Raw genomic sequence first — 14,382 nt, 5'->3', positions numbered from 1 at the left:
CTTGGGCGCCGCAGGACTGAGGGCGCTGCTGAACAGCGTCCGCTACGAGGTGCTGCCCGCGAGGGCGACCGAGGAGAAGGTCCTCGCCCATGTCCCGCGCGACGTCGTGGTCACGATCACGGCGTCGCCGGTCAAGGGCCTGGAGCCGACGCTCGCTCTCACCGAGCGCCTGGCGGCGCAGGGCTACCGCGTCGTCCCGCACGTGCCCGCGCGGCTGCTGCGGGACGACGCGCACCTCAAGGAGGTCGCGGGCCGGCTGCGCGAGGCGGGCGTGGACGACGTCTTCGTACCGGCGGGCGACGCGGACCCGCCGGCCGGGTCCTTCGAGGGCGCCCTGCCGGTGCTGCGCCGCCTGAGCGAGCTGGGCGGGCCGTTCGCGGACGTCGGCATCACGGGCTACCCCGAGAGCCATCCCCTCATCCACGACGACCTCACCATCCAGGCGATGTGGGACAAGCGCGCGCACGCCACGTACATCGTGAGCAACCTGTGCTTCGACCCGCGGGTGCTGGGGGAGTGGATCGCCCGGATCCGGCGCCGGGACGTCTCCCTGCCCGTGTATCTGGGCGTGGCGGGACCCGTGCAGCGGACGAAGCTGCTCGCCATGGCCACGAAGATCGGCGTGGGGGAGTCGACACGCTTCCTGACGAAGCACGCGTCCTGGTTCCTGCGGTTCGCGGCGCCCGGCGGCTACTCACCCGAGAAGCTCCTGACCCGCACCGAGGAGACCCTGGACGCGCCCTCGGCCGGGGTGGCGGGCCTGCACCTGTTCACGTTCAACCAGATCGCCGAGACGGAGGCGTGGCGCCGGGCGCTGCTGGACCGGCTCGTAGGCTGAGGCCGTGGAGATACTGCCGCCGACGGTGGCGCGGGTGGCCTGCGCGGCGCCCTGGGTCGTGCCGGCGGCGGGCGCCGTCGCCTACGGTGCCGGGAGCGCGGACGCGCTGTCCTGGTGCGCTGCCGCGATCGTCGTCGCCTTCTGCGCGATGCTCACCGTCCGCGGCTACCGGGTCGGCGTGCGCTGCGAGGCCGATCGGCTCGTGGTGCGGGGACTGCTGTGGACCCGGGCGATTCCGCGGCAGCGGATCGAGGCGGTCACGGACTTTCCCGCGGTCCGTTGGCGGACGGCCGCGGGCCGCAGCCGGTGGACGCCGGTCACGGCCTTCATGAGCGGTGGCGGCGAGTTGGCCTCGCTGCGGGAGGCCAAGGTGCAGTGCGTGGCACGGCTGCGGCGCTGGGCCCGGCGTTCCGGGTGAGCCGGGCGGTCGTACACGATCGCCGTATACGACGAAGGGCGGGCCGGTGATCCGGCCCGCCCTTCGTCGTGGCTCCGCTCAGCGGAAGACCACCGTGCGGTTGCCGTCCACCATCACCCGGCTCTCGCTGTGCCACTTCACCGCGTGTGCCAGGACCTGGGCCTCGACGTCCCGGCCGACGGTTACCAGCTCGCCGGGGTCGAGGGAGTGGTCGACGCGGACCACGTCCTGTTCGATGATCTGGCCCTCGTCGAGGTCCGAGGTCACGTAGTGCGCGGTGGCGCCGACGAGCTTCACGCCGCGGTCGTAGGCCTGGACGTAGGGGCGTGCGCCCTTGAAGCTGGGCAGGAAGGAGTGGTGGATGTTGATCGCACGGCCCTCCAGCTGCTTGCACAGGTCGTCGGAGAGGACCTGCATGTAGCGGGCCAGCACCACCAGGTCGACGTCCAGCTCGCGCACCAGCTCCAGCAGGCGCGCCTCGGCCTCCGGCTTGGTCTCCTTGGTCACCGGGATGTGGTGGAAGGGGATGCCGTAGGTCTCGGCCAGCCCCTCGAAGTCGCGGTGGTTGGAGACGATCGCCGGGATCTCGATGTTGAGGGCGCCGGTGCGCCGGCGGAAGAGAAGGTCGTTCAGGCAGTGCCCGAACTTGGACACCATGATGAGCGTGCGGGTCGGGGTCGAGGCGTCCCACAGCTTCCAGGAGATGCGGTAGGCCTCGGCGACAGGGCCGAATCGGTAACGCAGAGTTTCCAGATCCGCGTTTGGATCGGAAACGTCGAAGTGGACCCTCATGAAGAAACGACCCTGGAGTCGATCATCGAACTGCTGGCTTTCCAGGATGTTGCCCGAGTTGCGGACGAGGAAGCCGCTCACGGCGTGGACCAGTCCCGCGCTGTCGGGACAGGAGAGAGTGAGGACGTACTCACGGCCGGGCTGGGGACGAGGGGACATGGGCGGCCTCCGTCGGTGCGTATTGCACAACAGGGTGAGCGATACGCAACATCGTCGGCGCGGTGCCCCTCGCGGTCAAGGGTGGCCGGGCAACTGCTCGCAATGTGAAATCGTCATCCGCCAACCACTTGACGTATGTGTGCGCTTTCGCCAGGGTGTTCCACCACAAGCAATTGAATGCACGATGCGCAACGCATTTCAGCTGAAGGGCTTGGCGCGTGGCAGATCTGTATGTGGCCGGTGAATGGCGGGATCCGGTGGCCGGAGGCCTCCGGGAGATCCGATGTCCCGCCGACGGCACGCTCTCCGCGACCGTATCGGAAGGGACACGTCCCGACTCCGAGGCGGCGATCGCCGCGGCCCGCCGTGCCTTCGACGAGGGCCCCTGGCCCCACACCCCCGAGCGCGAGCGCGGCGCCCTGCTGCTGCGCACCGCCGACATCCTCGAGCGCGACGCGAAGGAGTTCGCCCGCGCCGAGTCGCTGGACACCGGCAAGCGGCTGGTGGAGAGCGAGTACGACATCGCCGACGTCGTCTCCTGCTTCCGCTACTACGGCGGACTGGGCGGCACCGACGCGGGTCGTGTGATCGACACCGGACGGGACGACGCCATCAGCCGCGTCGTCTACGAGCCGATCGGCGTCTGCGGGCTGATCACCCCGTGGAACTACCCTCTGCTGCAGGCCAGTTGGAAGGTCGCCCCGGCGCTTCTCGCGGGCAACACGATCGTCCTCAAGCCCAGCGAGCTCACCCCCTCCACCTCCATCCTGCTCATCAAGGCGCTGGAGGAGGCCGGACTGCCCGCCGGCGTCGCCAACCTCGTCCTGGGCACCGGGCCCGAGGTCGGCGCCCCGCTCTCCGAGAGCCCGGACGTCGACATGGTCTCCTTCACCGGCGGCCTGGAGACCGGCAAGCGGATCATGGCCACCGCCGCGGCGAGCGTGAAGAAGGTGGCGCTGGAGCTCGGCGGCAAGAATCCCAACGTCGTCTTCGCCGACGCCGACTTCGAGACGGCCGTGGACATGGCCCTCACGGCCGTCTTCCTGCACTCCGGGCAGGTCTGCTCGGCCGGCGCCCGGCTGATCGTCGAGGACTCGATCCACGACCGCTTCGTCGACGAGGTCGTCCGCCGGGCCCGGCAGATCCGCCTGGGCGGCCCCTTCGACCCCGAGGCCGAGACCGGCGCGCTGATCTCCGCACAGCACCTCGCGAAGATCGAGGCGTACGTCGCAGCCGGCATCGCCGAAGGCGCCGTACTGCGCTGCGGCGGTGAGCGGCCGGACGACCCGGCCCTCGCCAACGGCCACTACTACCCGCCGACCGTGCTCGCCGAGTGCACCCAGGGCATGAGCGTGGTGCACGAGGAGTCCTTCGGGCCCGTCCTGACTGTCGAGCGCTTCACCGACGAGGACGACGCCGTACGCATTGCCAACGACACCGAGTACGGACTCGCCGGAGCCGTCTGGACGCAGGACGCCGGCAAGGCCCAGCGCCTCGCCCGGCGGCTGCGCCACGGCACCGTATGGATCAACGACTACCACCCCTATGTGCCGCAAGCGGAATGGGGTGGCTTCGGGCACTCGGGCGTGGGCAGGGAGCTGGGACCCTCCGGCCTGAACGAATACCGAGAGCCCAAGCACGTCTGGCAGAACATCCAACCCCGGCCGCAGCACTGGTTCCGCGGCTGAACGCCGAAAAGAGGTCGAACGTGACCCCCACACAGACCGAGGTGGCGCAGCGGCGCGGCACCCCTCAGGACTCGGACGGCACCGCCGTCATATCCGTGCGCAATCTGTGGAAGGTGTTCGGGCCGAAGGCCGACCGGGTGCCGGAATCGGAGGAGCTGTGCGGCCTCAGCCGCCGCGAGCTCATGGACCGCACCGGATGCACCGCCGCCGTACGCGACGTCAACTTCGAGGTCGCGCCCGGCGAGGTCTTCGTCGTCATGGGCCTGTCCGGCTCCGGCAAGTCCACCCTGGTGCGATGTCTGACCCGGCTGATCGAACCCACCTCCGGTGAGGTCGTCTTCGAGGGCCAGGACATCCGCCAGGCGGACGACAAGCGGCTGCGCGAACTGCGCCGCAGCAAGTTCTCCATGGTCTTCCAGCACTTCGGGCTGCTGCCCCACCGCCGCGTGGTGGACAACGTCGCCTTCGGCCTGGAGATCCGCGGCATGGGCCGGGCCGAGCGCACCAAGCGGGCCCTGGAGGTCGTCGAACTGGTCGGCCTCGCCGGCTACGAGAACTCCTACCCCGACCAGCTCTCCGGCGGCATGCAGCAACGCGTCGGCCTCGCCCGGGCGCTGGCGGGCGATCCGGACGTGCTCTTCTTCGACGAGCCGTTCTCCGCTCTGGACCCGCTCATCCGCCGCGACATGCAGAACGAGGTCATCCGGCTGCACCACGAGGTCGGCAAGACCATGGTCTTCATCACCCACGACCTCTCCGAGGCCCTCAAGCTCGGCGACCGCATCCTGATCATGCGCGACGGCAAGATGGTCCAGTGCGGCACCGGCGACGAACTCGTGGGCGCCCCCGCCGACGACTACGTCCGCGAGTTCGTCAAGGACGTGCCGCGCGGCGACGTCCTCACCCTCAAGTGGATCATGCGGGCGCCGGAGGACGGCGACGACCTCGACGGCCCCGAGCTGGGCCCGGACGTCGTGGTCAAGGAGGCCACCCGGGTCGTCCTGGCCGCCGACAAGCCGGTCAAGGTCGTCGAGAACGGCAAGCTGCTCGGCATCGTCGGCGACGAGGAGATCCTCGCGGTGGTCGCCGGGCACGAAGGCGGCGCGTGATGACCGTCGCCATAGAGAAACCCGAGAAAACAGACGCCGTAGAAAAGGCCGCGCCCGCCAAGAGCGGGCGCAAGGTCAGCCGGCCCATGGTCATCGGCGCCATCCTCGTCGTCTGGCTGGTGCTGTTCGCCCTCCTGCGCGGCAAGCAGACCCTGACCCTCGCGGTGGCCGACCTGACCGACCTGCACCGGTCGATCAACGACTTCAACGACTCCATCGGCGCCAACCGCAACTCCAACCCGCTCTTCCTGTACTTCTTCAACGAGATCCGGCTGGTCATCGACAACCTGGTGACCTTCGTCCAGCACCTGATCTCCCAGCCCTCCGGGGCCCGCCCGGTCCCGCAGATCGGCTGGCTCGGCGTCGTCGGCCTCGCCGGATTCGTCTCCTGGGCCGTGGGCAACTGGAAGGTCGCCCTGCTGGCCGTGGCCGGCTTCACCTTCTTCGGGCTGCAGGGGCTGTGGCAGGCGAGCATGGACACCCTCGCCCTCACCCTGTCCGCGGTGTTCGTGGCCCTGCTGTTCGCGATCCCGCTGGGGGTGTGGGCCGGGCTGTCGGACCGGTTCAACCGGATCATCACGCCCTTCCTGGACTTCATGCAGACGATGCCGACCATGGTCTACCTGGCGCCGCTGACCCTGTTCTTCCTCATCGGCGGCGCGTCCGCGACCATCGCCACCGTGATCTACGCGGCCCCGCCGACGATCCGCATCACGGCGCACGCCATCCGCAACGTGTCCAAGACGACCGTCGAGGCGGCCGACTCCCTGGGCGCCACACGCCGCCAGTCGCTGCTGAAGGTCCTGCTGCCGATGTCCAAGCGGACCGTCGTGATGGGCGTCAACCAGACCATCATGGCCGCCCTGGCCATGGTGACCATCGCCGCCCTGATCAACGCACCCGGCCTCGGCGTGAACGTCCTGCAGGCACTGCAGTCGCTCGACGTCGGCACGGCCTTCAACGCCGGCCTCGCCATCGTCATCATGGCGATCGTGCTGGACCGGGTCACCACCGCGGCCAGCGCCCGCCAGGAGCACGCACGCAACTCCAAGAACCGCCTCGAGAAGTGGCGCACGCCGCTGCTGGGCGCCGGCGCCCTGGTCACCGTGGTCCTGATCTACCTCTCGCACACCTACCTGTGGGCGGCCGACTTCCCCGGTGACGGCACCGTCGGCACCCACATCGCGAGCGCGACGGACACCGCGGCCACCTGGGTGCAGGACAACCTGTCGGGCCTGACCAACGCCTTCCGCGACGCCATCACCAACGGCCTGCTCAACCCGTTCCAGACGCTGCTCACCGACTCCCCGTGGTGGCTCGTCGGCGCGGTGCTGGTCGCCCTGGCCGTGGTGCTCGGCGGCTGGAAGAGCGGGATCACCACGGCCGTGTGCGTGGGCCTGCTGGTCGCCACCGGCGTGTGGTCGGACGCCATGACCACGCTGGCCTCGACGCTGGTGGCCACGGTGCTCGTGATGATCCTCGGCATCGTCTTCGGGGTGTGGATGGGCCGCAGCATGGTGGCCGACCGAGCGATCCGGCCCACCCTGGACGCGGCCCAGGTCATGCCGCCGTTCGTCTATCTCGTGCCGTTCCTCGCGCTGTTCGGTGCCACCCGGTTCACGGCCATCGTCGCCGCGATCGTCTACGGGGCGCCCGTCGCCATGAAGATCATCGCCGACGGGATCCGGGCCGTGCCCGAGACCACCGTGGAAGCGGCCACCTCCGCCGGGTGCAACACCTGGCAGATCATCACCAAGGTTCAACTGCCGATGTCACGCAGTGCCCTGACACTCGCCACCAACCAGGGCCTGATCTACGTGCTGTCGATGGTTGTTGTGGGCGGCCTGGTAGGCGCGGGCGCCCTCGGCTACGACGTCGTGGCCGGATTCTCGCAGGGAGAGCTGTACGGCAAGGGGCTGGCGGCAGGACTCGCCATCGTACTGCTCGGAGTCATGTTCGACCGGATCACTCAGGCAGCGGCGCGACGCGCGGGCGCTTAAGGAGCACGACACCATGGCAAGACACTGGCGAGCCGGCGCGGCCGGCCTGGCCGTCCTCGGCCTCACCCTCACCGCGTGCGGCGGGGCGAAGGTCGGCGACTCGGGTTCGGACAGCGCGGACAGCTCGGGCAAGTGCGGCACGTTCAACCTCGCGGTCAACCCCTGGGTGGGCTACGAGGCCGACGCGGCCGTCGTCGCGTACGTCGCGCAGCACGAGCTCGGCTGCACGGTCAACAAGAAGAACCTGAAGGAAGAGATCGCCTGGCAGGGCTTCGGCACCGGCGAGGTCGACGCGGTCCTGGAGAACTGGGGCCACGCCGACCTGGTGAAGAAGTACATCGACCAGCAGAAGACCGCCGTGGACGCCGGCCAGACCGGCAACAAGGGCATCATCGGCTGGTACGTGCCGCCGTGGCTGGCCAAGGCGCACCCCGACATCCTCGACTACAAGAACCTCAACAAGTACGCCTCGAAGTTCAAGACGTCCGAGTCGGGCGGCAAGGGCCAGCTCCTGGACGGCGACCCGTCCTACGTCACCAACGACGCGGCGCTGGTGAAGAACCTGAAGCTGAACTTCAAGGTGGTGTACGCGGGCAGCGAGGCCGCCCTGATCACGGCCTTCCGCGACGCCGAGAAGAACAAGAAGTGGGTCATCGGCTACTTCTACGAGCCGCAGTGGTTCCTGTCCGAGGTCCCGCTGAAGAAGGTCAGCCTGCCCGCGTACAAGGACGGCTGCGACGCGGATGCGGCCAAGGTCGCCTGCGACTACCCCGTCTACAACCTCAACAAGATCGTCAGTGCGAAGTTCGCCAAGTCGGGCAGCCCCGCCTACAACCTGGTGAAGAACTTCAACTGGACGAACGACGACCAGAACGAGGTCGCCAAGTACATCGCCCAGGACAAGCTGTCCGACGATGCGGCGGCCAAGAAGTGGGTCGAGGCCAACAAGGACAAGGTCGACGCCTGGATCAAGTGACCGAGTCCACGAGCCGGTCGAACATGCCCGGCGGGCGGTGTGCGCAGGCGCGCGCCGCCCGCCGGGCATTTCCGTGTTCCGGGCCATTCTCCGAGGTCACGGACCCCTTGACACCGTTCCTGTGCAGTGAGCGGCAGTCCGCGCACTGGCACGCCCCGAACGGTTTTGGGCGCACTGGTCATCCGCTTTCGCATCCTGGGCGGCGACACGAATCCTGTCCGTGGTCCGAGCCGGGCGGGCGGAGTCCCTCACGACCCGGCCAATTGAGTACGGCCAGAGGCGACGGGGAGGCCCTGAACCATCCCTCTGGTGGAGCAGGGGCCCCGCACGCTGGCGCCGCACTCGGCGTCCCGGATCGCGCTGCCACGCTAACCCGCGCTCCGCCCAGTGCCACAAGCTCGTGAGCGGACCATCACACGATCTAGCTAAACGGTCCTCATGCACACTCCGCGCCGAGCAGTTGCCACCCCTTGACACCCCTTCCCGCGACAGGCACATTGAGTTGCGCAACCTGAATCACGTTGCGCAGAAAGCAACTGGCTGGTTTTGATTTCGGAGGTGCGGCGATGGCGGGACCCCGAGTGGTGATCATCGGAGCGGGTGTCGTGGGAGCGGCCCTCGCGGACGAGATCTCCGCACGAGGCTGGACCGAAGTGACCGTGGTCGACCAGGGCCCGCTCCCCGCGACCGGGGGGTCCACGTCACACGCCCCGGGCCTGGTCTTCCAGACGAACTCGTCCAAGACCATGACCGAGCTGGCCCGCTACACCGTCGAGAAGTTCTGCTCCCTCGACGTCGACGGCAAGCCCTGCTTCCTGCAGGTCGGCGGCCTCGAAGTGGCGACCACCCCCGAGCGCCTGGCGGAGCTGCACCGCCGCCACGGCTGGATCACCGCCTGGGGCATCGAGGCCCGGCTGCTGAGCGCCGACGAGTGCGTCGAGCAGCACCCGCTGGTCAACCGCGACAAGGTCCTCGGCGGCCTGCTGGTCCCGACCGACGGCCTCGCCAAGGCGGTCCTCGCCGTCGAGGCGCAGATCCGCCGGGCCACCGAGCGAGGCGTCACGTTCCGTCCCCGCCACGAGGTCCTGGACGTCCTGCAGGCCGACGGCCGCGTCACCGGCGTCCTCACCGACCAGGGCGAGATCGCGGCCGACATCGTGGTGTGCTGCGCCGGCATCTGGGGCCCGAAGATCGCCCGCATGGCCGGCATGAACCTCCCGCTGACCCCGCTCGCCCACCAGCTCGCCTGGACCGGCCCGATCCCGGCGCTCGCGGGCCAGACCGAGGAGGCGGTCCGGCCGATCCTGCGCCACCAGGACGCCGACCTCTACTACCGCGACCGCTTCGACGGCATCGGCATCGGCTACTACGGCCACCGCCCCATGCCCATCACCGCCGACGAGATCCTCTCCTTCGACGAGGCCGAGTCCATGCCCTCGGTCCTGAAGTTCACCGAGGACGACTTCGCCGACGCCTGGACGGAAACGCAGTCCCTCCTGCCCTCCACGAAGGAGGCGAAGGTCGAGGAGGGCATCAACGGCCTCTTCTCCTTCACCACCGACAACTACCCGCTGCTCGGCGAGTCGAGGGACGTCAAGGGCTTCTGGGTCGCCGAGGCGGTGTGGGTCACGCACTCCGCGGGCGTGGGCCGGGCGATGGCCGAATGGCTGGTCGACGGCTACTGCTCCTCCTTCGACCTGCACGAGTGCGACGTCAACCGCTTCGAGCCGCACCAGCTGACCCCCGAGTACGTCCTGGCCCGCGACTGCCAGAACTTCGTCGAGGTCTACGACATCCTCCACCCGCTGCAGCCCTCGGGTAAGCCGCGGCCGATCCGCAAGAGCCCCTTCTACGCCCGCCAGCAGGAGCACGGCGCCTTCTTCCTGGAGGCGGGCGGCTGGGAGCGCCCGCAGTGGTACGAGGCCAACGCCTCGCTCGTCGAGGGCCGCAACATCCCCACCCCCAACGACTGGGCCGCGCAGTACTGGTCGCCCATCGTCGGCGCGGAGGCCCAGCGCACCCGCGAGACCGTCGCCCTGTACGACATGACGGCCCTCAAGCGCCTCGAGGTCAGCGGCCCCGGTGCCGCCGACTTCCTGGAGGGCCTGGTCACCGGCAAGGTCGCCAAGTCGGTCGGCTCGGTGACGTACACACTGCTGCTCGACCACGACGGCGGCATCCGCAGCGACATCACCGTCGCCCGCCTGGCCCGCGACCTCTTCCAGGTCGGCGCCAACGGCAACCTCGACCTCGACTGGTTCACCCGCCACCTGCCCGCCGACGGCACGGTTCAGGTCCGCGACATCACCCCCGGCACCTGCTGTATCGGCCTGTGGGGCCCGCTGGCCCGCAAGGTCCTGCAGCCGCTGACGGACGAGGACTTCACCAACGACGGCCTGAAGTACTTCCGCGCCAAGAGCGCCCACATCGGCAGCGTGCCGGTGACCGCGATGCGCCTGTCGTACGTCGGTGAGCTGGGCTGGGAGATCTACACCACCGCCGACCTGGGCGAGAAGCTGTGGGACACCTTGTGGGCGGCGGCCGAGCCGCTCGGCGGCATCATCGCCGGCCGCGGCGCCTTCAACAGCCTGCGCCTGGAGAAGGGCTACCGCTCCTTCGGCACCGACATGACCTACGAGCACGACGCGTACGAGGCCGGTGTGGGCTTCGCCGTGAAGCCCGACAAGGGCGACTTCGTCGGCAAGGAGGCGCTGGAGCGCCGCAATGCCGACGTCAAGCGCAAGCTGACGTGCCTGACGATCGCCGACCCGCACTCGGTCGTCCTGGGCAAGGAGCCGGTGTACGACGGTGAGCACGCGGTCGGCTATGTCACCAGCGCGGCGTACGGCTACACGATCGGCAAGGGGATCGCCTACGCGTGGCTCCCGGCCGAGCTCGCCACGCCCGGAACCACCCTCCAGATCGGCTACTTCGACCAGCGCTTCGAGGCGGTCGTGGCCGAGGAGCCCCTGTTCGACCCGACGATGTCCCGACTTCGTGGCTAGCCCTCAAGAAGGAGCACCGCAGGTGACCGCACAACTTCTCGACGGCAAGGCGACCGCCGCCGACATCCGTCGTGAACTCGCCGAGCGAGTGGCCAAGTTGACGGCCACCGGCGGCCGTCCGCCGGGCCTGGGCACCGTTCTGGTCGGCGACGACCCGGGCAGTCGTGCCTACGTCGCCGGCAAGCACCGCGACTGCGCCCAGGTCGGCATCGCCTCCATCCGCCGGGACCTGCCCGCGGGCGCGAGTCAGCAGCAGGTCGAGGACGTCATCGACGAGCTCAACGCCGACCCGGCCTGCACCGGCTACATCGTCCAACTCCCGCTCCCGCGGCACCTGGACGCCAACGCCGTACTGGCCCGCATGGACCCGGCCAAGGACGCCGACGGACTGCACCCGGTCAACCTCGGCCGGCTCGTCCTCGGCACCGAGGCGCCGCTGCCGTGCACCCCGCGCGGGATCGTCGAGCTGCTGCGCCGCTACCAGGTGCCGATCGCCGGAGCCAGGGTCTGTGTGATCGGGCGCGGCATCACGGTCGGGCGGCCCATCGGCCTGCTCCTCACCCGCCGGTCCGAGAACGCCACCGTCACCCTCTGCCACACCGGCACCAAGGGCCTGGCCTGGCACGTCCGGGAGGCGGACATCGTGGTCGCGGCCGCCGGCTCGCCCGGACTGATCACCAAGGACATGCTGCGCCCCGGCGCGGCCGTCCTGGACGTCGGCATCACCCGCACCGAGAACGGGCTGGTCGGCGACATCCACCCGGAGGCCGCCGAGGTCGCCGGCTGGCTCGCACCGATGCCCGGAGGAGTGGGCCCCATGACCCGCGCGATGTTGCTCGCCAACGTCGTCGAGGCCGCCGAGAGGAACGCGAACGCCGTATGAACGCGCTGAACACCCCCCTGGCGGAGCTGGACCCCGAGGTCCACGCCGCGCTCGCCGCCGAACTGCACCGTCAGCAGTCCACCCTCGAGATGATCGCCTCCGAGAACTTCGCGCCCACCGCGGTGATGGAGGCCCAGGGCTCGGTCGCGACCAACAAGTACGCCGAGGGCTACCCCGGCCGCCGCTACTACGGCGGATGCGAACACGTCGACGTCACCGAGCGGCTGGCGATCGAGCGGATCAAGTCCCTGTTCGGGGCCGGGTTCGCCAACGTCCAGCCGCACTCCGGAGCCCAGGCCAACACCGCTGTGTTCTTCGCCCTGTTGCAGCCCGGCGACACCATCCTCGGCCTCGATCTCGCGCACGGCGGCCACCTCACCCACGGCATGCGCATCAACTACAGCGGCAAGATGCTGAACGTGGTGCCCTACCACGTCTCCGAGGCCGACAACCTGGTCGACATGGACGAGGTCGAGCAGCTGGCCAAGGAACACCGCCCCAAGATGATCATCGCGGGTTGGTCGGCGTACCCGAGGCAGCTGGACTTCGCGGCCTTCCGGCGCATCGCCGACGAGGTGGGCGCGCTGCTGATGGTGGACATGGCGCACTTCGCGGGCCTGGTGGCCGCCGGGCTGCACCCGAACCCCGTACCGCACGCGCATGTGACGACCACGACGACGCACAAGACGCTCGGCGGCCCGCGCGGCGGCGTGATCCTCACCAACGACGCCGACCTCGCCAAGAAGATCAACTCGGCGGTGTTCCCCGGGATGCAGGGCGGTCCGCTGGAGCACGTCATCGCCGCGAAGGCGGTGTCGTTCAAGGTCGCCGCGTCCCCGGAGTTCGCCGAGCGCCAGGCCCGTACGCTGGCCGGCTCCCGCATCCTCGCCGAGCGCCTCACGCAGCCGGACGCGGCGGCGGCCGGGGTGAAGGTGCTGACCGGCGGCACGGACGTGCACCTGGTCCTGGTCGACCTGCGGGAGTCGGAGTTGGACGGCCGCCAGGCCGAGGACCTGCTCCACGAGATCGGCATCACGGTCAACCGCAACGCCGTGCCCTTCGACCCGCGCCCGCCCATGGTGACCTCCGGCCTGCGCATCGGCACCCCGGCGCTGGCCACGCGCGGCTTCACCGAGGAGGACTTCGCCCAGGTCGCCGACGTGATCGCGCTGGCGCTCCAGCCGGAGCCCGACGTCGCCGCGCTGCGCGCCCGCACGGAGGCGCTGGCGGCCAAGCACCCGCTCTACCCGCACCTCTCCGGTGCCTCAGGAGACGCCCGATGAGCCCCACCACCCCCGGCGCCGACCTCCCCGACCACCCGGACTTCCTCTGGCGCACGCCGGAGCCGAAGCGCTCGTACGACGTCATCGTCGTCGGCGGCGGCGGGCACGGTCTGGCCACCGCCCACTACCTGGCGAAGAACCACGGCATCACCAACGTCGCGGTGCTGGAGAAGGGCTGGCTCGCGGGCGGCAACATGGCCCGCAACACCACGATCATCCGCTCCAACTATCTCTGGGACGAGAGCGCCGGCATCTACGAGCACGCGCTCAAGCTCTGGGAGAACCTGGAGGAGGAGCTCGACTACCCGATCCTGTTCTCCCAGCGCGGTGTGCTCAACCTCGCCCACAGCCTCCAGGACGTCCGCGACAGCGTCCGCCGCGTCGAGGCCAACCGCCTCAACGGCGTCGACGCCGAGTGGCTCGACGCCGAGCAGGTCAAAGAGGTCTGCCCGATCGTCAACATCTCACCCGACGTGCGCTACCCGGTCCTCGGCGCCACCTACCAGCCGCGCGCCGGCATCGCCAAGCACGACTACGTGGCCTGGGGCTACGCCCGCTCCGCGGACGCGGCCGGCATCGACATCATCCAGAACTGCGAGGTCACGGGCCTGGACGTGGTCGGCGGCCGGGTCGTCGGAGTGCAGACCAACCTCGGCCCCATCGCGGCCGGCAAGGTGGCGCTCTGCTCGGCGGGCCACACCTCGGTCCTCGCCGCCATGGCGGGCATCGAACTCCCGGTCCAGAGCCACCCCCTGCAGGCGCTGGTCTCGGAGCTGCTGGAGCCGGTGCACCCGACGGTCGTCATGTCCAACGCGGTCCATGTGTACGTCAGCCAGGCGCACAAGGGCGAGCTGGTGATGGGCGCGGGCATCGACTCGTACAACTCCTACACGCAGCGCGGCGCGTTCCACATCATCGAGGACCAGATGGCGGCGGCCCTGGAGCTCTTCCCGGTCTTCGCCCGCGCCCACGTCCTGCGCACCTGGGGCGGCATCGTCGACGTCAGCCCCGACGCTTCGCCGATCGTCGGCCTCAGCCCCGTCGACAACCTCTACCTCAACTGCGGCTGGGGCACGGGTGGTTTCAAGGCCACCCCCGGCGTCGGCTGGGTCTACGCCCACACCATCGCCCACGACACCCCCCACCCGCTCAACGCCCCCTTCTCGCTCGACCGTTTCACCACCGGCGCGCTCGTCGACGAGCACGGCGCGGCCGCGGTGGCCCACTAGGG

11 protein-coding genes are annotated in these 14,382 nt (G+C 69.7%); 10 read left to right on the top strand and 1 reads right to left on the bottom strand.

The features are described 5' to 3' along the window. The first annotated feature begins 1 nt into the window (after nucleotide 1). Nucleotides 2–838 (top strand): 5,10-methylenetetrahydrofolate reductase, encoded by an 837-nt coding sequence (locus tag ABZ880_RS35890; protein ID WP_361271834.1) that lies wholly within the window; start codon nucleotides 2–4, stop codon nucleotides 836–838. A gap of 4 nt (nucleotides 839–842) precedes the next feature. Beyond that, nucleotides 843–1,256, top strand: a complete 414-nt coding sequence (locus ABZ880_RS35885) for a hypothetical protein (protein WP_361271831.1) — start codon at nucleotides 843–845, stop codon at nucleotides 1,254–1,256. Between the two features lie 78 nt (nucleotides 1,257–1,334). Here the strand turns inward: ABZ880_RS35885 and purU are convergent, their stop codons facing one another. Further along, nucleotides 1,335–2,207 (bottom strand): formyltetrahydrofolate deformylase, encoded by an 873-nt coding sequence (gene purU / locus ABZ880_RS35880; RefSeq protein ID WP_361271828.1) that lies wholly within the window; start codon nucleotides 2,205–2,207, stop codon nucleotides 1,335–1,337. A 218-nt stretch (nucleotides 2,208–2,425) separates the two neighbouring features. Here purU and ABZ880_RS35875 point away from each other — a divergent pair, with 218 nt between their 5' ends. From ABZ880_RS35875 to ABZ880_RS35840, 8 genes are all read left to right on the top strand, one after another. After that, the gene (locus ABZ880_RS35875; RefSeq protein WP_361271826.1) at nucleotides 2,426–3,895 is read left to right on the top strand and encodes an aldehyde dehydrogenase family protein; all 1,470 of its coding nucleotides are present in this window, start codon (nucleotides 2,426–2,428) and stop codon (nucleotides 3,893–3,895) included. A 20-nt stretch (nucleotides 3,896–3,915) separates the two neighbouring features. Continuing rightward, nucleotides 3,916–5,004 (top strand): glycine betaine/L-proline ABC transporter ATP-binding protein, encoded by a 1,089-nt coding sequence (locus tag ABZ880_RS35870; protein ID WP_361271823.1) that lies wholly within the window; start codon nucleotides 3,916–3,918, stop codon nucleotides 5,002–5,004. Then, on the top strand, nucleotides 5,004–7,004 hold the full coding sequence (locus ABZ880_RS35865) for an ABC transporter permease subunit (protein ID WP_361271821.1): 2,001 nt from the start codon (nucleotides 5,004–5,006) through the stop codon (nucleotides 7,002–7,004). The genes ABZ880_RS35870 and ABZ880_RS35865 overlap by 1 nt, the downstream gene beginning before the upstream one ends. A gap of 13 nt (nucleotides 7,005–7,017) precedes the next feature. Continuing rightward, nucleotides 7,018–7,980: an ABC transporter substrate-binding protein gene (locus ABZ880_RS35860; RefSeq protein WP_361271819.1), complete on the top strand. Its 963-nt coding sequence runs from the start codon at nucleotides 7,018–7,020 to the stop codon at nucleotides 7,978–7,980. Nucleotides 7,981–8,546: 566 nt separating this feature from the next. Next, nucleotides 8,547–10,985: an FAD-dependent oxidoreductase gene (locus ABZ880_RS35855; protein ID WP_361271816.1), complete on the top strand. Its 2,439-nt coding sequence runs from the start codon at nucleotides 8,547–8,549 to the stop codon at nucleotides 10,983–10,985. A 22-nt stretch (nucleotides 10,986–11,007) separates the two neighbouring features. Next, entirely contained in the window at nucleotides 11,008–11,868 is an 861-nt protein-coding gene (locus ABZ880_RS35850) for a bifunctional methylenetetrahydrofolate dehydrogenase/methenyltetrahydrofolate cyclohydrolase (protein ID WP_361271813.1), read from the top strand. After that, a complete protein-coding gene (gene glyA, locus ABZ880_RS35845) occupies nucleotides 11,865–13,151 on the top strand; it encodes a serine hydroxymethyltransferase (RefSeq protein ID WP_361271811.1) in 1,287 nt (428 codons plus the stop codon). The genes ABZ880_RS35850 and glyA overlap by 4 nt, the downstream gene beginning before the upstream one ends. After that, nucleotides 13,148–14,380 carry a sarcosine oxidase subunit beta family protein gene (locus ABZ880_RS35840; protein ID WP_361271809.1) on the top strand — a complete coding sequence of 411 codons (1,233 nt, stop codon included), beginning with the start codon at nucleotides 13,148–13,150 and terminating at the stop codon, nucleotides 14,378–14,380. The genes glyA and ABZ880_RS35840 overlap by 4 nt, the downstream gene beginning before the upstream one ends. The last annotated feature ends 2 nt before the right edge of the window (nucleotides 14,381–14,382 follow it).

The sequence above is a fragment of the Streptomyces sp. NPDC047043 genome, from assembly GCF_040644055.1.
In the GTDB taxonomy this organism is placed as follows: Bacteria; Actinomycetota; Actinomycetes; order Streptomycetales; family Streptomycetaceae; genus Streptomyces.
This window is presented reverse-complemented; position numbering and strand designations above follow the sequence as displayed.

Coding starts and splice junctions, on each gene's coding strand:
- purU (WP_361271828.1), bottom strand. CDS start 2,207: ATGTCCCCTCGTCCCCAGCCCGGCCGTGAGTACGTCCTCACTCTCTCC.
- ABZ880_RS35865 (WP_361271821.1), top strand. CDS start 5,004: ATGACCGTCGCCATAGAGAAACCCGAGAAAACAGACGCCGTAGAAAAG.
- ABZ880_RS35860 (WP_361271819.1), top strand. CDS start 7,018: ATGGCAAGACACTGGCGAGCCGGCGCGGCCGGCCTGGCCGTCCTCGGC.
- ABZ880_RS35855 (WP_361271816.1), top strand. CDS start 8,547: ATGGCGGGACCCCGAGTGGTGATCATCGGAGCGGGTGTCGTGGGAGCG.
- glyA (WP_361271811.1), top strand. CDS start 11,865: ATGAACGCGCTGAACACCCCCCTGGCGGAGCTGGACCCCGAGGTCCAC.
- ABZ880_RS35840 (WP_361271809.1), top strand. CDS start 13,148: ATGAGCCCCACCACCCCCGGCGCCGACCTCCCCGACCACCCGGACTTC.